Source organism: Geobacillus sp. Manikaran-105, from assembly GCF_002809955.1.
Lineage (GTDB): Bacteria > Bacillota > Bacilli > Bacillales > Anoxybacillaceae > Geobacillus > Geobacillus thermophilus.
This window is the reverse complement of sequence record NZ_PIJG01000005.1, coordinates 55,699-76,070: the sequence shown is the minus strand read 5'-3', so window position 1 is coordinate 76,070 and position 20,372 is coordinate 55,699. Positions and strand designations below refer to the sequence as shown.

At 54.9% G+C, this 20,372-nt stretch carries 20 protein-coding genes; 17 read left to right on the top strand and 3 right to left on the bottom strand.

Annotated features, from left to right (window positions below; genetic code table 11):
* Positions 1-27: 27 nt before the first annotated feature.
* The 4 genes from CV945_RS02920 to CV945_RS02905 are packed head-to-tail and all read left to right on the top strand — an operon-like array spanning position 28 to position 2,258.
* The gene (locus CV945_RS02920) at positions 28-678 is read left to right on the top strand and encodes a nicotinate-nucleotide adenylyltransferase (protein WP_100659093.1); all 651 of its coding nucleotides are present in this window, start codon (positions 28-30) and stop codon (positions 676-678) included.
* Complete coding sequence (gene yqeK / locus CV945_RS02915) at positions 587-1,165, top strand: bis(5'-nucleosyl)-tetraphosphatase (symmetrical) YqeK (RefSeq protein WP_033011967.1); 579 nt, start codon at positions 587-589, stop codon at positions 1,163-1,165. Before CV945_RS02920 ends, yqeK begins: the two co-directional genes overlap by 92 nt.
* Positions 1,162-1,518: a ribosome silencing factor gene (gene rsfS / locus CV945_RS02910; protein WP_033011969.1), complete on the top strand. Its 357-nt coding sequence runs from the start codon at positions 1,162-1,164 to the stop codon at positions 1,516-1,518. Before yqeK ends, rsfS begins: the two co-directional genes overlap by 4 nt.
* Positions 1,515-2,258 (top strand): class I SAM-dependent DNA methyltransferase, encoded by a 744-nt coding sequence (locus CV945_RS02905; RefSeq protein WP_100659092.1) that lies wholly within the window; start codon positions 1,515-1,517, stop codon positions 2,256-2,258. Before rsfS ends, CV945_RS02905 begins: the two co-directional genes overlap by 4 nt.
* Positions 2,259-2,933: 675 nt before the next feature.
* Here the strand turns inward: CV945_RS02905 and comER are convergent.
* On the bottom strand, positions 2,934-3,752 hold the full coding sequence (gene comER, locus CV945_RS02900) for a late competence protein ComER (RefSeq protein ID WP_100659091.1): 819 nt from the start codon (positions 3,750-3,752) through the stop codon (positions 2,934-2,936).
* 102 nt (positions 3,753-3,854) lie between these two features.
* On the opposite strand from comER, the gene CV945_RS02895 reads away from it, so the two are divergent.
* The 3 genes from CV945_RS02895 (at position 3,855) to CV945_RS02885 (ending at position 7,321) form a co-directional block, all read left to right on the top strand.
* A complete protein-coding gene (locus tag CV945_RS02895; protein ID WP_033011974.1) occupies positions 3,855-4,478 on the top strand; it encodes a helix-hairpin-helix domain-containing protein in 624 nt (207 codons plus the stop codon).
* A gap of 129 nt (positions 4,479-4,607) precedes the next feature.
* Positions 4,608-5,075: a ComE operon protein 2 gene (locus CV945_RS02890; protein ID WP_100659090.1), complete on the top strand. Its 468-nt coding sequence runs from the start codon at positions 4,608-4,610 to the stop codon at positions 5,073-5,075.
* Positions 5,072-7,321 (top strand): DNA internalization-related competence protein ComEC/Rec2, encoded by a 2,250-nt coding sequence (locus CV945_RS02885; protein WP_100659089.1) that lies wholly within the window; start codon positions 5,072-5,074, stop codon positions 7,319-7,321. The genes CV945_RS02890 and CV945_RS02885 overlap by 4 nt, the downstream gene beginning before the upstream one ends.
* A gap of 70 nt (positions 7,322-7,391) precedes the next feature.
* Here the strand turns inward: CV945_RS02885 and CV945_RS02880 are convergent, their stop codons facing one another.
* Positions 7,392-7,526 carry a YqzM family protein gene (locus CV945_RS02880; RefSeq protein ID WP_011231993.1) on the bottom strand — a complete coding sequence of 45 codons (135 nt, stop codon included), beginning with the start codon at positions 7,524-7,526 and terminating at the stop codon, positions 7,392-7,394.
* A 284-nt stretch (positions 7,527-7,810) separates the two neighbouring features.
* Between CV945_RS02880 and holA the strand changes: the two genes are divergently transcribed.
* On the top strand, positions 7,811-8,848 hold the full coding sequence (holA, locus tag CV945_RS02875; protein WP_063211681.1) for a DNA polymerase III subunit delta: 1,038 nt from the start codon (positions 7,811-7,813) through the stop codon (positions 8,846-8,848).
* 105 nt (positions 8,849-8,953) lie between these two features.
* Here the strand turns inward: holA and rpsT are convergent, their stop codons facing one another.
* Entirely contained in the window at positions 8,954-9,223 is a 270-nt protein-coding gene (gene rpsT, locus CV945_RS02870) for a 30S ribosomal protein S20 (protein ID WP_033009618.1), read from the bottom strand.
* Positions 9,224-9,395: 172 nt separating this feature from the next.
* On the opposite strand from rpsT, the gene gpr reads away from it, so the two are divergent.
* The 9 genes from gpr (at position 9,396) to dnaJ (ending at position 20,371) form a co-directional block, all read left to right on the top strand.
* The gene (gpr, locus tag CV945_RS02865) at positions 9,396-10,514 is read left to right on the top strand and encodes a GPR endopeptidase (RefSeq protein ID WP_033009621.1); all 1,119 of its coding nucleotides are present in this window, start codon (positions 9,396-9,398) and stop codon (positions 10,512-10,514) included.
* Between the two features lie 74 nt (positions 10,515-10,588).
* Positions 10,589-11,788, top strand: coding sequence for a stage II sporulation protein P (gene spoIIP, locus CV945_RS02860; protein WP_050367566.1), 1,200 nt, complete (start codon positions 10,589-10,591; stop codon positions 11,786-11,788).
* Positions 11,789-11,803: 15 nt separating this feature from the next.
* Positions 11,804-12,142: a DUF3679 domain-containing protein gene (locus CV945_RS02855; protein ID WP_033009625.1), complete on the top strand. Its 339-nt coding sequence runs from the start codon at positions 11,804-11,806 to the stop codon at positions 12,140-12,142.
* 144 nt (positions 12,143-12,286) lie between these two features.
* A complete protein-coding gene (lepA, locus tag CV945_RS02850; protein ID WP_100659088.1) occupies positions 12,287-14,116 on the top strand; it encodes a translation elongation factor 4 in 1,830 nt (609 codons plus the stop codon).
* A 107-nt stretch (positions 14,117-14,223) separates the two neighbouring features.
* Positions 14,224-15,363 carry a radical SAM family heme chaperone HemW gene (hemW, locus tag CV945_RS02845; protein WP_100659087.1) on the top strand — a complete coding sequence of 380 codons (1,140 nt, stop codon included), beginning with the start codon at positions 14,224-14,226 and terminating at the stop codon, positions 15,361-15,363.
* An 83-nt stretch (positions 15,364-15,446) separates the two neighbouring features.
* Positions 15,447-16,481: a heat-inducible transcriptional repressor HrcA gene (hrcA, locus tag CV945_RS02840; protein WP_047818719.1), complete on the top strand. Its 1,035-nt coding sequence runs from the start codon at positions 15,447-15,449 to the stop codon at positions 16,479-16,481.
* Between the two features lie 97 nt (positions 16,482-16,578).
* On the top strand, positions 16,579-17,250 hold the full coding sequence (gene grpE, locus CV945_RS02835; protein WP_100659086.1) for a nucleotide exchange factor GrpE: 672 nt from the start codon (positions 16,579-16,581) through the stop codon (positions 17,248-17,250).
* 22 nt (positions 17,251-17,272) lie between these two features.
* Entirely contained in the window at positions 17,273-19,093 is a 1,821-nt protein-coding gene (gene dnaK / locus CV945_RS02830; RefSeq protein ID WP_033009632.1) for a molecular chaperone DnaK, read from the top strand.
* 129 nt (positions 19,094-19,222) lie between these two features.
* Positions 19,223-20,371 (top strand): molecular chaperone DnaJ, encoded by a 1,149-nt coding sequence (dnaJ, locus tag CV945_RS02825; RefSeq protein ID WP_100659085.1) that lies wholly within the window; start codon positions 19,223-19,225, stop codon positions 20,369-20,371.
* Position 20,372: the final 1 nt, after the last annotated feature.

Genomic DNA, 20,372 nt, shown 5'->3' with positions numbered 1-20,372 from the left:
CAAGATGAAACGGCGGGGGGAAGGAAGATGGGAAAAATCGGGATTCTCGGCGGAACGTTCGATCCACCCCATTACGGCCATTTGATTATGGCGAATGAAGTGCTTGACGCCCTTCGGTTGTCACAAATTTGGTTTCTGCCCAACCGCATTCCTCCCCATAAGCAGCACGAACAAGTGACGAAAAGCGAGGATCGGCTCCGCATGCTCGAGTTGGCGGTGGCCGGTCATCCATGCTTTCATGTTGAGACGATCGAGCTTGAACGGGAGGGGCCTTCCTATACGTACGATACGGTCCGGCAGCTCGTCGCCATGCATCCGGATGATGAGTTTTATTTCATTATCGGGGCGGATATGGTCGAATATTTGCCGAACTGGCACCGCATTGACGAGCTGATTAAGCTTGTGACGTTTGTCGGGGTGAAGCGCCCCGGTTATTCCATGGAAACGCCATACCCGGTCGTCGAGGTGGAGGTGCCGCAGTTTGCCGTCTCTTCGTCGCTTATCCGCCAGCGGATGCAAAACGGGCAGACGATCCGCTACCTCGTGCCGGAAGGTGTGAGACTTTATATTGAGGAGAAGGGATTATATGGAGCGAGAACAGGCGTTGCTGATTGTGAAACAACAGTTGACGGAGCAGCGCTACGAGCATACGCTTGGCGTTGTCGAAACGGCCGTTAAGCTAGCCAACCAGTATGGCGCCGACGTCAAAAAAGCGGAATTGGCCGCCATTTTCCATGACTATGCGAAATTCCGCCCGGTTGAAGAAATGAAACAAATCATTTTGGCGCACAATATGCCCAACGACTTGCTTGCGTACAACAGTGAATTGTGGCATGCGCCCGTCGGCGCCTATTTGGTGCAGACGGAAGTCGGCATTGACGATCCAGACGTGCTGGATGCCATTCGCTACCATACATCGGGAAGAGCTAGGATGACGCTGCTTGAAAAAATTATTTATTTGGCTGACTATATCGAACCGGGGAGGAAGTTTCCCGGCGTTGAGGAAGTAAGGCGCCTCGCCGAGGAAGATCTCGATCGCGCGCTGTTGCAGGCGGTGAAAAATACGATTGCGTTTTTGCTTGAGAAGCGCCAGCTCATTTATCCAGATACGATTCATGCGTACAATTCACTCGTGAGTGAAGTGAAGGGGGAAGCAAAACAGTGACGGAACAAGAGGCGTTGCAGCTTATCGTCCGCGCGGCGGATGATAAAAAGGCGGAAAACATTGTCGTGCTCAATATGAAAGGCATTTCGCCCGTTGCCGATTATTTTGTCATTTGCCATGGCAATTCGGACAAACAAGTGCAGGCCATCGCCCGCGAAATTCAAGACCAAGCGGAAGAGCGCGGCTTAGCGGTGAAGCGGGTTGAAGGATTCCAGGAGGCGAAATGGGTGCTTGTGGACCTCGGCGACATCGTCGCCCACGTATTTGCGAAAGACGAGCGCGACTATTACAATCTCGAACGGCTTTGGGGGGACGCCCCGATGGAAGACGTCGCGGCTGTGCTGCAGCCATGACCTATGCTCGTTTCGCCGATTGGTACGATGCGCTCATGGCCGAGGCGCCGTATGATGCGTGGCAATCATTTGTCGAGCGGGTTTTCGCCCGATACGCCAAACGGCCGGGACGGCGGGTTGTCGACATCGGCTGCGGGACGGGCGAACTTGCCATCCGCCTCGCCAAGGCCGGATGGCAAGTATCCGGCGTGGATCTATCCGAACATATGCTCGCCGTCGCCCAGGCGAAAGCGGAGGCAGCCGGTGTCAACGTGCCGTTTTTCGAGCAAAACATGGCGGAGCTCGACGGGTTTTCTGATCTCGATGGCGCCTTCCTGTTTTGCGATGCTCTCAACTATTTAACGGATGAAGAGGATGTGAAGCGGACGTTCGCCGCCGTCTCCCGCGCGCTCGGTCCTGAAGGGCTGCTGCTGTTTGACGTCCACTCGGTTTACAAAATGGACGTCTTGTTCCGCAATGCCGTCTTCGCCGATCAAGGCGACGATCTCAGCTACATTTGGACGTGCCATCCGCTTGACTGGCCGCACAGCGTCGGGCACGAACTGACGTTTTTCGCCCGCCGCGGCGATCTTTACGAGCGCTATGACGAATGGCACGAACAGCGCACGTTCGAGCGCGCTGTCTATGAGCGATGGCTCGATTCCGCCGGCTTTGAGGTGCTTGAAGTGACCGCCGATTTCACCGATGCGCCTCCGACCGAGACGGCGGAACGGTGGTTTTTTGTGGCGCGGAGGCGGTGAGGGGCGTGTGGTGAGGGACCTTAGCAGCCAAAAAAGATGCTGTTGCAAGAGGTTGATGGAACATCACTGAAAGTGGGGAAAGAAAAAAGAGCCGGAGGGGCTCTTTTTTTATGCGCATGTGGAAAAGAAGGGGGGGGAATGTATGGCCAAACGTTGCGATCGACGCGATTGACGGCTGGGAAATTGAAAAAGATGTGTGAGTTAGAAGGATTATGAAGATATTGGTCGAAATAAATAAATATAAGGCAAATGTCCTAAGAGAAAATGTCTGATGGGGGTCGAATTGAAAATGAATGATGTTTATGCTCATACGCCACGGGAATTTTGAAATAGAAGACATGCCAAGCCCAAAGAGGATCGTATCGAACAGCAATGGAAACAGCACGGTTCTTATTGGCTCAACGCCATCCCAATGATTTACATAATCCGAATATATTTCAGGAATATTTCCTCTATCTTGCCGCACATATCATCGGCATTTTGTATTGCACCCATCCAAAAGGGATGGGTGAGGATTGAAACATCAATATCTCCTCGCAAATGCCGGGCTAATAATCGATTGCACCCAGCCAAAAGGCTGGGTGAGGATTGCAACATTATCTCCTAGCTGAAGGTTCAAGGGATATCTTTTTTGCAAAACAAAGCAGGAATTTCCCTTTCTGCGTCGAATGAAACCTATGAAAATTGTTGCTTCACCTTCTCCACATCTTCTTTAAACTTCTCATGTGTTTTCGCCAGCACTTCTTCAAAGACGCCGTTCATTCGTTGTTCCAGCACAGCGATTCCTTCCCCGGTAATGCCGCCTTTGACGCATACTTTTTCCTGCAACGTTGGCAATGTGTACAGATTCCGCTTGAGCAGTTCCCCAAGGCCGATGATCATGTCAGTTGCCAGCATCGTCGCCTGTTCTTTCGTGATGGCGGTTTTGGCCGCTGCGGCGTCGATGAAGCGTTGCAGCAAATAGCTGAAAAACGCCGGACCGCAGCTGGAGATGTCGGAAGCGACGCGGGTGATGGCCTCATCGATATACACCGGCGAGGCGATGCGCCGGAGAAGATCATCGATCGTTTGCCGGCAGTCGGCCGAACAGCGTGATCCGATTGTGATGAGTATGCTGCCGGAGAGCGCGCGGTTTGTGATGCTCGGAATGGCGCGCACGACTTGGCAAGGGACGGCTGTTTCAAGCTGTTTTACGCTGATCGGGCTTGTGATCGACACAAGGCAATGCTCCTTTGTCCAGTGCGGGGCCAGCTGCTGCAACAATGGGTGGATGTCGAGCGGTTTGACGCATAAAAAAACGAGACTGGATTGTTTGACGACTTCAGCCGCATCGGCAACCACTGCCATGCCGGGATGCGCGCGTTGTATCGCGAACGCTTTCGCAAGCGTACGGTTCGTGATGACGAGCTGATCCGCTTTCACGGCGCCGGAGTCGAGGAACGCTTCGATTAAGATGGTGCCCATATTCCCCGTGCCGATGACGCCGATGTTCATGTGTTGTCCCCCCTCCCGGTTTTGGTTCACCGGAACTCTCTTTTTTGATATGTATGAGAAAAAGGCTCGGTTTATGACTTGAGATGGAAAGGATGGGATCGTATGTGGGAGCATGTGCAGGAGCTTGGCAAACGGTATGGAAAAGTAGGGATGTTCTTGTTGTTTGCCGCGGCGGCGGGGTTATGGGTGTTTCATCATCCGACGGATGAAAAGGGGCAAGTCGTTTTGCCGGCGGCGGCTGAAACGGATGCCGCCCGGACGGAAGAAAAAAAGAACGAGGCGTCAAAAACCGCTGTGGTGGATGTGAAAGGGGCGGTCGCGAACCCCGGAGTGTATGAGGTGGCGGCGGACGCTCGCGTTCGCGATGTCATCGTCCTAGCCGGCGGATTAGCGGATGAGGCGGATGAAACGAAAGTCAATTTGGCGGCGAAAGTGCATGATGAAATGATGATTTACGTGCCGAAAAAAGGCGAGGCCGCACCGGCGTCAAATGCCGTCGGCAAGTCTCCAAGCGATGGGGATCGAAACGGGATGCAAGTGGCCATCAATACGGCGACGGAAGAGGAGTTGATGCAGCTTCCCGGCATCGGACCGGCGAAGGCAAACGCGATCATCGCCTATCGTGAAGAACACGGGCCGTTTCGGCGGGTGGAGGATTTGTTGAATGTGACTGGAATTGGTGAAAAAACGCTGGAGAAATTGAAGCCGTATTTGCTTGTTCCGTAAGCGAGGCGGGGGAGGGCAATGCTTCTTAATTTATGGCGGATCAAGGCTGCTGTGGACGTTTTTCGGCGTTGACGGGGGCAGGAGGCAGTGGGTAGACTAAAAGCATGGACACGAGCGGAGGGATGGAAAATGGAACGCATCACATGGGATCAATACTTTATGGCGCAAAGCCATTTGCTTGCGCTGCGCAGCACGTGCACGAGGCTCGCCGTCGGAGCGACGATCGTGCGCGATAAGCGCATCATCGCCGGCGGGTACAACGGGTCGATCGCCGGCGGCGCCCATTGCATTGATGAGGGGTGCTACGTCATTGACGGTCATTGTGTGCGGACGATTCACGCCGAAATGAACGCGATTTTGCAATGCGCCAAATTCGGCGTCCCGACCGAGGGGGCGGAGATGTATGTCACTCATTTTCCGTGCTTGCATTGCTGCAAGGCGATCATTCAAAGCGGCATCCGCGCGGTCTATTACGCCCTAGACTACAAAAACCACCCGTACGCCTTGGAGCTGTTTGCTCAAGCTGGCGTCCGTCTCGTGCAAGTGCCGCTGAAAATGGATGTGTTCGCCTTGCTTTCCGGCGGCGGGGAATCATGAAAGGACAAGCCGTCTATCCCGCTGCGGCGGCGCTTTTGGCCGTCGCGGCGGCCTCGCCGTCCCCAACCGCCTGTCTTCTCCTCGTTGTGTATCTCCTTCTTCTTTTCATCCGCCGGCCGCACTGTTTCCTTCCTTCTCTCGTTGCCGCTCTCTCCTTTTTTGCCTATTTTCTCATCGTTGACTATCATAACAACACTTCCCTTTCCGGCGGCCGTCATTCGCTTTCCGTTCGTTTTTCCGCCGCGCCGGCAATTGACGGTGATCGATTGCAGGCGGCGGTGCAAGCTGGCAAGGAGCGGGTGCAGCTCCGTTACATCATTCGGACGGCTGCGGAAAAAGAGACGCTGCAAGCGCACCTGGTGCCTGGAACGGTATGCCGCGTCACCGGAACGCTTGAGCGCCCGATGCCAGCTGGCAATCCGTATGCGTTTGATTACCGCCTTTATTTGCGCCGCCACCGCATTCATTGGCTCTTTCTCCCTGAGGCGATCGATCTCTCTGCTTGCATGCGCGTCCGTCCCACTATCATCGAACGGCTTGAGGCGATTCGTGAGGCTGGCGTCCGCCGCATTGAAGCCCGGTTTCCGCCGGAAGCGGCTGGCATCGCCGCTGCGCTCATTTATGGCGAACGCCGCTCGTTGGACGAGGAAGTGATTAGCGGTTACCAGCAGCTCGGGATCATCCATTTGTTGGCCATTTCCGGCGGCCATGTCACCCTGCTTGTCGGCGCTGCGTTGGCCGTTGCCATTCGGTTTGTGACGCGCGAAGCGGCCGTGCTTGCTTTGCTCGTTTTCTTGCCTATGTATGCGGTGCTCGCCGGCGCTTCGCCGTCGGTGCTGCGCGCCTGTGCGACTGGGATGATGGTGTTGGCCGTTCAGTGGAAAAAAGGAAGGATCCATCCGCTGGATGCGTTGAGTTGGACAACGCTTGCCTTGCTCGTCTTTGATCCCTATATGGTTTGGGATGTCGGTTTTCAGCTGTCGTTTCTTGTCACGTTTGCTCTTCTTGCCCATGTGTCGGTGCTCGCCTCTGCTCGTTCGATGCTCCAAAACTTGCTTCAGACCGCGCTCGCCGCTCAGCTTGCCGCACTGCCGATTTTGCTTTACCATTTTTATGAAATTTCTGTTTGGAGCATAGGGCTGAATGTCTTCTTCGTCCCTTGGTATTCATTTGTCATTTTGCCACTCGCGTTTCTATCTGCAGTTTTTCCCTTTTCTCCGTTCATTTGGCTGTTTAGCCGTCTCATTGAGCTGACAGACGCGGTTGTCTATTTTTTCGCGGCCGATCACCCGTTTATGCTTGTGCTCGGCCGTCCGGGGCCGTGGTGCTTAGCTGGCTATCTGACGGCCATCACGGCGGCGTTTTTGGATTGGGAGCGCGGCCGCCTGATCCGCGGATTGACAGCGGTGGCGGCGGCGACGGCGCTTCAGCTGGCCGCCCCGTATGTGGATCCGAAAGGGGAAGTGACGGTATTGGATGTTGGGCAAGGGGACTGTATTTATATTGAGCTCCCTTATCGAAAAGCAGTCTATCTCATTGATACCAGCGGGACGCCGGAATGGGCGCGCGAACCGTGGCGCAAGCGGTCGCGGCCGTTTGCCGTCGGCCGCGACGTTGTCGTGCCGTTTTTAAAATCCCAAGGGGTGAGGACGCTTGATCAACTGATTTTGACGCACGATGATGCCGACCATATCGGGGCTGCTCCCGAGGTGATGGGAGCCGTGCGCGTCAAGAAGATTGTCACAAGCCCAGGAGCGCTGCCGGCCGTCAAGGCGATGGCGCGCCCGTTTTCCGTGCCGGTGGCCGCCAGCGTGCGGGGGGATCGGTGGAAGGTGGGGGATGCCGCGTTTTCCGTATTGCACCCGGAGGCGGGAAACAATGAGGATAATAACGGCTCGCTTGTGTTGCTCGCCCGTCTCGGCGGCTTGATATGGCTGTTTGCTGGGGACATCGAAGAAGAGGCGGAACAGGCGCTCATCGATGCTTATCCGACGCTGCGTGCCGATGTATTGAAAGTCGCCCACCACGGCAGCAAAACGTCGACAACAGAGCCGTTTTTGCGGACAATCAAGCCGCGAGCGGCCATCATTTCCGTCGGCCGCTACAATCGCTACGGGCATCCGTCCTCCGAGGTGCTTATGCGGCTTAGGCAACAGCGGGCGATCGTTTGGCGGACGGATGAAAACGGAGCCATTCGCTATGTGTATGGCGAAAACGGTGGAACCTTTCAGGTGATGAAACCATAAGATGTAGTGCACAAAAAAACGGAACGTTTCAGCCAAGACAAAAAATAAGGATTGCTTGTGCAAGCAATCCTTACCGGCCGAAAAATTCGATCAGCGTGGCGATGATGAACATGGTGGCGAAAAAGCCGAACGACACAATGAAGCCGACGGCGGAATCGACGGCGTCATTTCGTTGACTTTGCACTTCTTTTTCAAATACGTTCATCGCTTTCCCCCTCCTCTGCACAATCATTTTTAGTATAGACGAAAATGATGAAAAAATCTACCGCCGCCCGCTTGTTTTCCTTCCTTGACAACAGTTGACACAAATACTTTCAAACGGCTAGGAAAACATAAAAATAACCCGCTGGCTGATAAGGTCCTAGGACTTGTCGGCTGGCGTTTATATAAAGGGGAACCGGTTTTCCCGACGGCCGGTTCCCTTGTAAAATGGCGAAAAACGGTGTATCTTTCTAGAAGAGACTTTCGCTTGGAAATGGAGAAGGGAACATGTTGGAACGTGTATGGGGAAACATGGAAAAACGGCGGTTTTCTCCGCTTTATTTATTATATGGCAGCGAGCCGTTTTTATTAACGGAAACGTATGACCGCCTCGTCAAGGCGGCTCTTAGCGAGGAGGAGCGCGAGTGGAATCTGGCTGTGTACGACTGCGAGGAAACGCCGGTCGAGGCGGCGCTTGAGGAGGCGGAGACAGTGCCGTTTTTCGGCGAACGGCGCGTCATTTTGGTGAAGAATCCATATTTTTTTACGGCGGAAAAGGACAAAGAGATCGAGCACGATTTGGCTAAGCTGGAGAACTATTTCAGGGCGCCGGCGCCGTTCTCGATCGTCGTCTTTTTGGCGCCGTATGACAAGCTCGATGAGCGGAAAAGAATTACCAAGCTCGCCAAGGAGCAGTGCGAAGTTGTGGCCGCCGCCCCGCTTCAGGAAGCGGAGCTGCGCGCTTGGGTGCGCCGCCGGTTGGAAAGCCAAGGAGCATCGGTGGCCGAGGAAGCCATTGAGCTGCTTTTGCAGCGGGCCGGAACGCGGTTGTCCGCGCTGGCGAACGAAATCGACAAGCTCGCTTTGTTTGCCGGACCGGGCGGAGTGGTGGATGAGGCGGCCGTCGAGCAGCTTGTCGCTCGCACGCCGGAAGAAAACGTCTTTGCGCTTGTCGAACAAGTGGCGAGGCGCGATATCCCGGGAGCATTGCAGACGTTTTACGATTTGCTTGAACATAATGAGGAGCCGATCAAAATTTTGGCGTTGCTTGCAAGCCATTTCCGCCTGTTGGCGCAAGTGAAATGGCTCGCCCAAACAGGTTATGGGCAGACGCAAATCGCTTCGGCCCTCAACGTGCATCCGTTCCGCGTCAAGCTCGCCCTTGCCCAAGCCGCCCGCTTTTCCGATGCGGAGCTGACGGAAGCGATCACCGAGCTGGCCGCCGCTGATTATGACGTAAAAAGCGGAGCCATGGACCGCCGGTTGGCCGTTGAGCTGTTGTTGATGCGTTGGGGCGCTCGCCCGGGGCGGAAAAGCCAGCGATAAAAAGCATGCGCCGTTGGCTTTTTTGCCGTCTGCTTCGCCTGCATGGCGGCGCCACAAAGAAAAAAGAGGGGACAAAAAAACGACCTGGCGCCAGGTCGTTTTTCATTAGGAAGCTTGAATGCTGTTCAATTTTTTCGCTAAGCGCGATTTTTGCCGGCTGGCGGCATTTTTATGGATAAGGCCTTTGCTCGCGGCTTTGTCTAATTTTTTCGACGCGACAATGAACGCTTCTTGCGCTTTTTCCACGTCTTTCAATTCAACGAGCGCTTCAAATTTTTTGATGGCCGTGCGCATGGCCGATTTCATCGAGGCGTTGTGGGCCCGACGTTTTTCGCTCGTTTTCGCGCGTTTGATCGCCGATTTAATGTTCGCCACGTCCGTTCACCTCCGTTATCGTTCCGATTTTTGCTCTGAACAAGAACAAGTGTTATTCTATCAAACGTGTTTTGATTATGCAAGAGTGTTCAAGCAAAAATCCTTTACGAAATATGAATGACGGCGCTTCATTGCGGCGACAATAAAAGAAAACGGCACAAGGAGGAACGACATGAAACAGCCGCTCGATTTGCGCATGTATTCGGTGCGCACCGACTTGGCGATCGAGGCGCATGAAATTGCGGTCGAGGAGCGTTTGCAACAAAAAAAGGAAGGCGCCTCCCCGATTGAGGGGGTCATCATCCGCGACCAAGAGATCGATGGCGTCAAGCTGTCGCACGTGCACGTCACGGAACAAGGAGCGGCATCGATCGGCAAAAAGCCGGGCCATTATGTGACGATTGAGGCGCAAGGCATCCGTGAACAAAATACGGAATTGCAGCAAAAAGTGCAGCGTATTTTTTCGGAACAACTGAGCGCCTTTTTACAACGGCTCCGCATTCCCGAGCAAGCGAGCTGCCTAATTGTCGGGCTTGGCAACCAAAACGTCACGCCGGATGCGCTTGGGCCGCTGACGGTGGAAAACGTGCTTGTCACCCGTCATCTGTTTCAATTGCAGCCGGAAAGTGTTGAGGAAGGATTTCGCCCGGTGAGCGCCCTCGCTCCAGGGGTGATGGGAACGACCGGCATTGAGACGAGCGATATTATTGATGGCGTCGTCCGGAAAACGAAGCCGGATTTTGTCATCGTCATCGATGCGCTGGCCGCCCGTTCAATCGAACGGGTCAACGCGACGATCCAAATTTCCGACACCGGCATCCACCCCGGCTCGGGCGTTGGCAACAAGCGGAAAGAACTGAGCTACGAGACGCTCGGCATCCCGGTCATCTCGATCGGCGTCCCGACGGTCGTCGATGCCGTTTCGATCACAAGCGATACGATCGATTTCATTTTAAAGCATTTCGGCCGCGAAATGCGCGAAAGCCAGCGGCCGTCAAGCGCGCTGGCTCCGGCCGGCTGGGCGTTCGGGCGCAAAAAGAAGCTGACGGAGCAAGATATGCCGTCGCCAACCGAACGGTCGACGTTTCTCGGCATGGTCGGCACGCTTGGTGATGAAGAAAAGCGGCGTCTGATTTACGAAGTGCTCGCCCCGCTCGGTCATAACTTAATGGTGACGCCAAAAGAGGTCGATTCGTTCATCGGCGATATGGCGAACTTACTGGCCGGCGGCTTGAACGCGGCGCTGCACCGGCAGGTTGACCAAGGCAACGTCGGCTCTTACACCCACTAGACAAAAAACGGTTCTATCTTTCCCGGCTTGGCCATACGTTAAAGTGAGGAGACAAGCCGGGAAAGGGTGGGAATATGAAACGATGGCGCTCCCCCAACGTCGTGATCGCCGTTCCAGGAGCCAGCTTAAAAAAACTGTTTATGCTCATCATCCTTGGATGCATGATGATGTTTATGCTCGTCGGAGCGCTTACGTCGCTGCGGCCCGAATACCGTCCGTCGTCATCATCGCTGAACGATATGGCCGCCCATTTTCCGGAAGAGATGTTCATTCGCCTGTTTGGGCTCGAAAACCGGTATTTTCTCCAAATGCTTCCAAAAGAGCGGCAACAGACGAACTATTCATCGCTGTTGTTCCGCTTGGCGACAAGCATCAACCCCGACGATCCGCGCAGCTTGCTCGGCAGCGAGCTGCCGGGCTTTGCCTTGTATGACAGCAAAATTTTAATCGCCGGAGAAGGGACCGACTACACGAACATCCCGTATGAGTCGGCGCCGCCGCTGGAAGTGATGCTTGCCGAGCGGCAGGCGTCAGTCGAGGAGCTTGAGCAAGCCGAGCAAACCCAAGACGAAAAAGCGCTCCCGCCCCCGAAGCAAACGACGCAAGGCCGAAAAGTCGTCTATATTTACCATACACATACGCGCGAGTCGTATTTGCCGGCTTTAAAAGGCGTGACCGATCCAAATTTGGCGTTTCATCGGAGCGTGAATGTGACCAAAGTCGGGGAGAAATTGATGGAAGAATTGGAGAAGAGGGGCATCGGCGCGCAAGTGAACAAAACCGACATCGAAGCGGAGCTGTTGAAAAAAGGAATGACATACGCACAGGCGTATAACATGTCGCGGCAGACGGTCGTGGCAGCGATGAAGCAAAACCGTGACTTGCAATATTTTATTGACATTCACCGCGATGCGCATCGCCGGAAGTATACGACCACGACGATCAACGGTGTTGATTACGCGCGCGTGGCGTTTATCGTCGGCGGTGAGAACGCGGAATACGAAAAAAACTTGCAGCTGGCGACCGAGCTGCACCATTTGCTGCAGAAGAAATACCCGGGGTTGAGCCGCGGGGTCATTAAGAAGCAAGGAGCAGGAACCGATGGGAAATTTAACCAAGATTTATCCGGGAACGCCATTTTAGTGGAGTTTGGCGGCGTCGACAATACGTTCGCCGAGCTGTTCCGTTCGGCTGCGGCCTTTGCCGATGTGTTCAGCGAGTATTATTGGCAGGCGGAAAAAGTCGAGGCGCCGGCTCCGGCGGAGAAAAAGTAAAAAGGGGCATCGCATATGGCAAGATGGTTCATCCGGTTTAGCGCAGCGCTTTTCCTCTTGTTTTTTGGCGTGCTGCTCGGCATGCAGCAGGCGCACCGCGGCATTGAGAAGATGCGCGGCTATGCGGATCCGTCGCTTCCCGCCGTCATTGATCTCGAGAAAAACGGAAACGGGGAGATTGAGGCAGCCGTGTTCGGGCAGACAGTGGCGGCGGGCGATTTGCAGAAAAAACAAGAAGTGGTTCGGGAACTGAAAACGTTCAACCTCTTTTCTGAACTCGGCCGGCGGCTGGCCGATGGCGCAACCGCGCTTGTGGAAACGTTGCTGTCATTCGCTGGGCGGGCCGTCGACTAAATCGGTCCGCCGCTTTCGGCGCGGCGCCGGCAGACGATTCACCGCCTCGTATGGGCGGCTTTTTTGTTTGTCATTGAATCTTCTCTCCTCTGTTGCTATAATCAAAGCTAGTGTAGTTTTGCGAAAAAGCAGGAGTGAGAGACGATGAACCGGGAAGAACGGTTGAAACGGCAGGAACGGATTCGCAACTTTTCCATTATCGCTCACATTGACCACGGAAAATCGACGCTTGCGGACCGCATTTTGGAAAAAACAGGCGCGCTGTCGGAGCGCGAGTTGCGCGAGCAGACGTTGGACATGATGGATCTTGAGCGCGAGCGCGGCATTACGATCAAATTGAATGCGGTCCAGTTGACATACAAAGCGAAAAATGGCGAGGAGTATATTTTCCATTTGATCGATACGCCGGGCCATGTCGATTTTACGTACGAAGTGTCGCGCAGCTTGGCGGCCTGCGAGGGAGCGATTTTGGTCGTCGATGCGGCGCAAGGCATCGAAGCGCAGACGCTTGCAAATGTGTATTTAGCGATCGATAACAACTTGGAAATTTTGCCTGTTATTAACAAAATTGATTTGCCAAGCGCCGAACCGGAGCGCGTCCGCCAAGAAATCGAGGACGTCATCGGCCTCGATGCGTCTGAAGCCGTGCTCGCTTCAGCGAAAGTCGGCATCGGCATTGAAGAAATCTTGGAACAAATCGTGGAGAAAATTCCCGCTCCGTCGGGCGATCCAGACGCGCCGCTGAAAGCGCTCATTTTCGACTCGCTTTACGACCCGTACCGCGGCGTTGTCGCGTATGTCCGCATTGTCGACGGGACGGTGAAGCCGGGCCAGCGCATTAAAATGATGTCGACCGGCAAAGAATTTGAAGTGACCGAAGTCGGCGTCTTTACGCCGAAACAAAAAATCGTCGACGAGCTCACGGTCGGCGATGTCGGCTATTTGACAGCGTCCATTAAAAATGTCAAAGATACGCGTGTCGGCGATACGATCACCGACGCCGAACGGCCGGCCGTCGAGCCGCTCCCCGGCTACCGGAAGCTCAACCCGATGGTGTTTTGCGGCATGTATCCGATCGATACGGCGCGCTACAATGACTTGCGCGAGGCGCTCGAGAAGCTGCAATTGAACGATGCGGCGCTCCACTTTGAGCCGGAAACGTCGCAGGCGCTTGGGTTCGGCTTCCGCTGTGGGTTTCTCGGCTTGCTGCATATGGAAATCATTCAAGAGCGGATTGAGCGCGAGTTTCATATCGACTTAATTACGACGGCTCCGAGCGTCGTCTACAAAGTTCATTTGACCGATGGCACCGAAGTTTCGGTCGACAATCCGACGAACATGCCGGATCCACAGAAAATCGACCGCATCGAAGAGCCGTATGTGAAGGCGACGATCATGGTGCCGAACGACTACGTCGGGCCGGTCATGGAGCTGTGCCAAGGAAAGCGCGGCACGTTCGTTGATATGCAATATTTGGACGAAAAGCGGGTCATGCTGATTTATGACATTCCGCTGTCGGAAATCGTGTACGACTTTTTTGACGCCTTAAAGTCGAACACGAAAGGGTACGCGTCATTCGACTATGAGTTGATCGGCTATCGGCCGTCCAATCTTGTCAAAATGGACATTTTGTTGAATGGCGAAAAAATTGACGCTTTGTCGTTTATCGTCCATCGCGAGGCGGCGTACGAACGCGGCAAAGTGATCGTGGAAAAACTGAAAGACTTAATTCCGCGCCAGCAGTTTGAGGTGCCGGTGCAAGCCGCCATCGGCAACAAAATCATCGCCCGCTCGACGATCAAGGCGCTGCGCAAAAACGTGCTCGCCAAATGTTACGGCGGCGACGTGTCACGGAAGCGGAAGCTGCTCGAGAAGCAAAAGGAAGGAAAAAAACGGATGAAACAAATCGGCTCGGTCGAAGTGCCGCAAGAAGCGTTTATGGCTGTCTTGAAAATCGACGACCAGAAAAAATGACGGGCAAGGCTGTCTCCTTCGGGGATGGCCTTGTTTGTTTATCGCCATGCGACGCTGACGGGAAGATGAGGGACGGCAGTCCGGCTGCAGCCGAAGGGAGGATGACGATGGCAACATCAGCATATTTTCACATTCCGTTTTGCGCCCATATTTGCCATTATTGCGATTTTAACAAAGTGTTTGCTGCCGGTCAGCCGATTGACGACTATTTGCGGGCGATGGACAAGGAAATGGCGCGGACGGCGGCCGAGTTCGGCAACCGCCTTGAGACGCTGTTTATCGGCGGCGGCACGCCGACGGTGCTGGAGCCGGCGCAGCTTGGGCGCTTGCTTGAGAGCATTCACCGCCATTTTCAGTTTGATCCGCAAACAGCTGAATTTACGGTTGAGGCGAACCCGGATGGGCTGACGAAAGAAAAACTCGCCGTTCTCCGCGAAGCCGGGGTCAATCGGTTGAGCCTTGGGGTGCAGACGTTTGATGACCGGCTTCTGCAAGCGATCGGCCGCACGCACCGGCGCGGGGATATCGTGCAGGCGGTAGAGCGGGCGAGGGAGGCCGGGTTTGCCAACATCAGCCTCGATTTGATGTACGGGCTTCCCGGGCAGACGCTTGAGCAGTTTCTCGCCGATTTGGACGCCGCGTTTTCGCTTCACGTTCCGCACCTCTCCGCCTATTCGCTTATCCTTGAGCCGAAAACGATCTTTTACAACGAGTGGCGCAAGGGCCGACTCCATCTCCCGGGAGAAGAGGCGGAAGCGGCCATGTACGAAGCGGCGATGGAGCGAACCGAAGCGTGCGGCTACCAGCAGTATGAAATCAGCAATTACGCGTTTCCGGGGTTTGAAAGCCGTCACAACCTCACTTATTGGAACAACGAAGAGTATTACGGCATCGGCGCCGGGGCGCACAGCTATATCGGCGGGGTGCGGCGCGCCAATATCGGTCCGGTCCGCCATTATATCGCCAAGGTGGACAACGGCGAATGGCCGCACCGCGATGTGCACCGGTTGACGCTTCAAGAGCAAATGGAAGAGGAAATGTTTTTAGGGTTGCGCAAAACGGAAGGGGTGTCGAAAGCCCGCTTCCGGCAAAAGTTTGGCCGCGATATGCACGATATCTTCGGCAAGGCGATCCGCGCCGAAGTGGAAAACGGGCGCTTGAAAGAAACGGAGACTCACGTCCGCTTGACAAAGCGCGGCAAGCTGCTCGGCAACGAAGTGTTCGCCGCCTTTCTCGGCGAAATGTAAAGATTGACATTTGCCGGGCGATTTGTTACCCTAGTAATAGATTTAGCACTCGAATTGATCGAGTGCTAACAGAGGTGAGAAACGTGTTAACGGACCGCCAACTGCTGATTTTGCAGGTGATTATCGACGATTTCATTCGTTCCGGGCAGCCGGTCGGTTCGCGGACGTTATCGAAAAAGCACCAAATTGCGTTCAGTTCAGCGACGATTCGCAATGAAATGGCGGATTTGGAAGAGCTCGGCTACATTGAAAAAACGCACATTTCCTCTGGCCGCGTGCCGTCGGAAAAAGGGTATCGGTACTACGTCGACCATCTGCTGCCGCCGCAGCGGCTGACAAGAGCCGATATTCAGAAAATCCGCTCCGTGTTTGCCGAACGCATCTATGAGCTCGAGAAGCTGATGCAAAAGTCGGCGCAAATTTTATCCGACTTGACGAACTACACGTCGATCGCCCTCGGTCCGGCGTTTAAAGAAAGCAAACTGAAGCGGATGCAAATCGTTCCGCTCAACGAGCAGACGGCTGTGGCCATCGTTGTGACCGATACCGGCCATGTCGAAAACCGGGTCGTGACGATTCCGCCATCGGTCAACGCCGGCGACCTTGAAAAGATGGTCAACATTTTGAACGGGCGGCTCAGCGGCGTTCCGCTCATCGATTTAAAAGAAAAAATCAAGACGGAAGTGGCCGATGTGCTGCGCCGGCACATCCGCAATTATGACAGCCTGCTCAATATGCTGATCGACACGCTCGATCTTCCTGAAGAGGAGAAAATGTTTTTCGCCGGCACAGCCAACATGCTCAATCAGCCGGAATTCAGCGACATTGAAAAAGTGCGCCCGCTTCTGAACATCATTGAGCAGGAAAAAGACATTTACCGTCTGCTTCGCAAGCAAAGCCAAAAAGGGGTGCAGGTGTCGATCGGCCGGGAAAACGAATTGCACGGCATGGAAAACTGCAGCCTCATTACGGCGACATACTCGGTCGGCGAGGAGCCGCTCGGAACGATCGCGATTCTCGGGCCGACGCGCATGGAGTATTCGCGCGTCATCACGGTGTTGAACCGCGTCGCTTCCGATTTGTCGGCCGCGTTGACGAAATGGTATCAAAATCAGTAACAATGGCCATATTGGTTAACGGATGGATTCGCCAATCCATCCGTTCCTTGTGGCCATTGATACATAGAATGACGAGCCCGAAGGGGAGGTGAAGGCAATGGAACAAGGAGACAAACGTGCTGGTCAAGCTACATACAACGAGCCGGAGATGGAACAGCCGGCATCGGCGGAAGAGGCAGGCGTGCCACCGGAAGGCGAAAGGGACGACGCTAGGCAAAACGATGCCGCCGGGCAAGGCGATGGGAAGCCGGCGGAGGCTTCCACGGGGGCCGAACCTGCCGGGGAGGAGCGCGCCGAGACAGAGGAGCTGGCTGCCGCCAAAGCGCAAGTAGCGGAGCTGGAAGCGAAGCTGGCTGAGATGGAACACCGCTATCTCCGCCTGTATGCCGATTTTGAAAACTTCCGCCGCCGGACGCGCCAAGAGCTGGAAGCGGCTGAAAAATACCGCGCCCAAAGTTTGGCGAGCGATTTGCTTCCGGTGCTCGACAACTTTGAGCGCGCGTTGAAAATAGAGACGGAAAACGAGCAGGCAAAATCGATTTTGCAAGGAATGGAGATGGTGTATCGCTCGCTTTTGGACGCCTTGAAAAAAGAAGGCGTCGAGGCGATTGAGGCGGTCGGAAAACCGTTTGACCCCCATCTGCATCAGGCGGTCATGCAGACGGACGAAGATGGCTATGAGCCGAATACAGTCGTCGAAGAGCTGCAAAAAGGCTACAAGCTGAAAGACCGCATTCTCCGTCCTGCGATGGTCAAAGTCAGCCAATAACGGAAATGGAGGGTGATGAGCGATGAGTAAAATTATCGGCATTGACTTAGGAACAACGAACTCTTGCGTCGCCGTGCTCGAAGGCGGCGAGGCGAAAGTCATCCCGAACCCGGAAGGAAACCGCACGACCCCATCGGTCGTGGCGTTCAAAAACGGGGAGCGCTTAGTGGGCGAAGTCGCCAAACGGCAGGCGATCACGAACCCGAACACGATCATCTCGATCAAGCGCCATATGGGCACGGACTACAAAGTGGAGATTGAAGGAAAGCAATATACGCCGCAAGAAATTTCAGCCATCATTTTGCAATATTTGAAATCGTACGCCGAAGACTACTTGGGCGAACCGGTGACGCGGGCGGTCATTACGGTGCCGGCCTATTTCAACGACGCGCAGCGCCAAGCGACGAAAGACGCCGGCCGCATCGCCGGGCTTGAAGTCGAGCGCATCATCAACGAGCCGACGGCAGCAGCGCTTGCTTACGGCCTCGACAAAGAAGAGGACCAAACGATTCTCGTCTATGACTTGGGCGGCGGAACGTTTGACGTTTCGATTTTGGAGCTTGGCGACGGCGTCTTTGAAGTGAAAGCGACCGCCGGCGACAACCATTTGGGCGGCGACGATTTCGACCAAGTGATCATCGATTATTTGGTCAATCAGTTCAAACAAGAGCACGGCATCGATTTGTCCAAAGACAAAATGGCGCTCCAGCGCTTGAAAGATGCGGCTGAAAAGGCGAAAAAAGAACTGTCGGGCGTGACGCAGACGCAAATTTCGCTGCCGTTTATCAGCGCCAATGAAAACGGTCCGCTTCACTTGGAAACGACGCTCACGCGGGCGAAGTTTGAAGAACTGTCCGCCCACCTCGTTGAACGGACGATGGGGCCGGTTCGCCAGGCGCTGCAAGATGCCGGCTTGACGCCTGCCGATATTGACAAAGTCATTTTGGTTGGCGGTTCGACCCGCATTCCAGCTGTCCAGGAAGCGATTAAGCGCGAGCTTGGCAAAGAGCCGCATAAAGGCGTCAATCCGGACGAAGTCGTGGCGATCGGCGCCGCGATCCAAGGCGGGGTCATTGCCGGCGAAGTGAAAGATGTCGTCTTGCTTGACGTCACACCGCTGTCGCTCGGCATTGAGACGATGGGCGGCGTATTTACGAAATTGATCGAGCGGAACACGACCATTCCGACAAGCAAGTCGCAAGTGTTCACAACAGCCGCCGACAACCAAACGACCGTAGACATTCATGTGCTGCAAGGGGAGCGTCCGATGGCGGCGGACAACAAAACGCTCGGCCGCTTCCAGCTGACTGGGATTCCGCCGGCGCCGCGCGGCGTGCCGCAAATTGAAGTGACGTTTGACATTGACGCCAACGGCATCGTCCATGTGCGCGCGAAAGACTTGGGGACGAACAAAGAACAGTCGATCACGATCAAATCGTCGTCCGGCCTGTCGGAAGAAGAAATCCAGCGTATGATCAAAGAGGCGGAAGAAAACGCCGAAGCCGACCGGAAGCGGAAAGAGGCTGCCGAACTGCGCAATGAAGCGGACCAGCTTATTTTCACGACAGAAAAAACGTTAAAAGAAGTCGAAGGAAAAGTGAGCGCCGATGAGATCAAGAAAGCGCAAGAGGCAAAAGATGCGTTGAAGGCGGCGCTTGAGAAAAACGACATCGATGACATCCGCAAGAAAAAAGACGCGCTGCAGGAAGCGGTGCAGCAGCTGTCGATCAAGCTGTATGAGCAAGCGGCGAAACAGGCGCAAGACGCTGGAGCGCAAGCCGACGCGGCCAAACGGGACAACGTTGTTGATGCGGAATTTGAGGAAGTGAAGGATGACAAATAATGCTGCCGAAAGTCAAAGTCAGGCCTGCCTTGGCTTTGACTTTTTTTCTAGCATTCACATATTGCCATTAACCAAAGGGAAATGATAAAATAAAATTTATGTGAATGAATCGGGAGTGGATGATCAACGATGGCGAAGCGCGATTACTACGAAGTTCTCGGCGTCAGCAAAAACGCGACGAAAGACGAGATCAAAAAAGCGTACCGAAAGCTTTCGAAGCAGTATCATCCAGACATTAACAAAGCGCCGGACGCCGCGGAAAAGTTTAAAGAAATTAAAGAGGCGTACGAAGTATTGAGCGACGACGAAAAGCGGGCCCGCTACGACCGGTTCGGCCATGCCGACCCGAACGAAGCGTTTGGCGGCGGCGGATTCCAAGGCGGAGGGTTTGATTTCGGCGGCTTTAGCGGCTTTGGCGGGTTTGAAGATATTTTTGAGACGTTTTTCGGCGGCGGGCCGCGCCGGCGGGCGAGCGGGCCGCGCAAAGGGGCCGATGTGGAATACATGATGACGCTCACATTTGAGGAAGCGGCATTTGGAAAAGAAACGGAAATTGAAGTGCCGCGCGAAGAGACGTGCGAAACGTGCCATGGCAGCGGCGCCAAACCGGGCACAAGCCCCCAGCCGTGCTCACGTTGCGGCGGCAGCGGGCAAATCACGAGCGAGCAGGCGACGCCGTTTGGCCGCATCATCAACCGTCGGACATGTCCGACATGTGGCGGGACGGGCCGGTACATTCCGGAAAAATGTCCGACATGCGGCGGGACGGGCCGCGTCAAGCAACGGAAAAAGATTCATGTCAAAATCCCGGCCGGCGTCGACGACGGCCAGCAGCTGCGTGTCGCCGGCCAAGGGGAGCCAGGGGTCAACGGCGGGCCGCCGGGGGACTTGTACATCATTTTCCGCGTGGAGCCGCATGAATTTTTCGAGCGCGACGGGCTCGACATTTATTGTGAAGTGCCGCTTTCCTTTGCTCAAGCGGCGCTCGGCGATGAGATTGAGGTGCCGACGCTCTATGGCGATGTGAAGTTGAAAATTCCGGCCGGCACGCAAACGGGCACGCGCTTCCGCCTGAGAGGGAAAGGAGTGCCAAACGTGAGCGGCTATGGACAGGGGGATCAGCACGTCATCGTCCGCGTCGTGACGCCGACGAAGCTGACGGAAAAACAAAAGCAACTGCTGCGCGAGTTTGACCGGCTTGGTGGGGAGACGATGCACGACGGGCCGCACGGCCGTTTTTTTGAGAAAGTCAAAAAGGCGTTTAAAGGAGAAGCGTGAG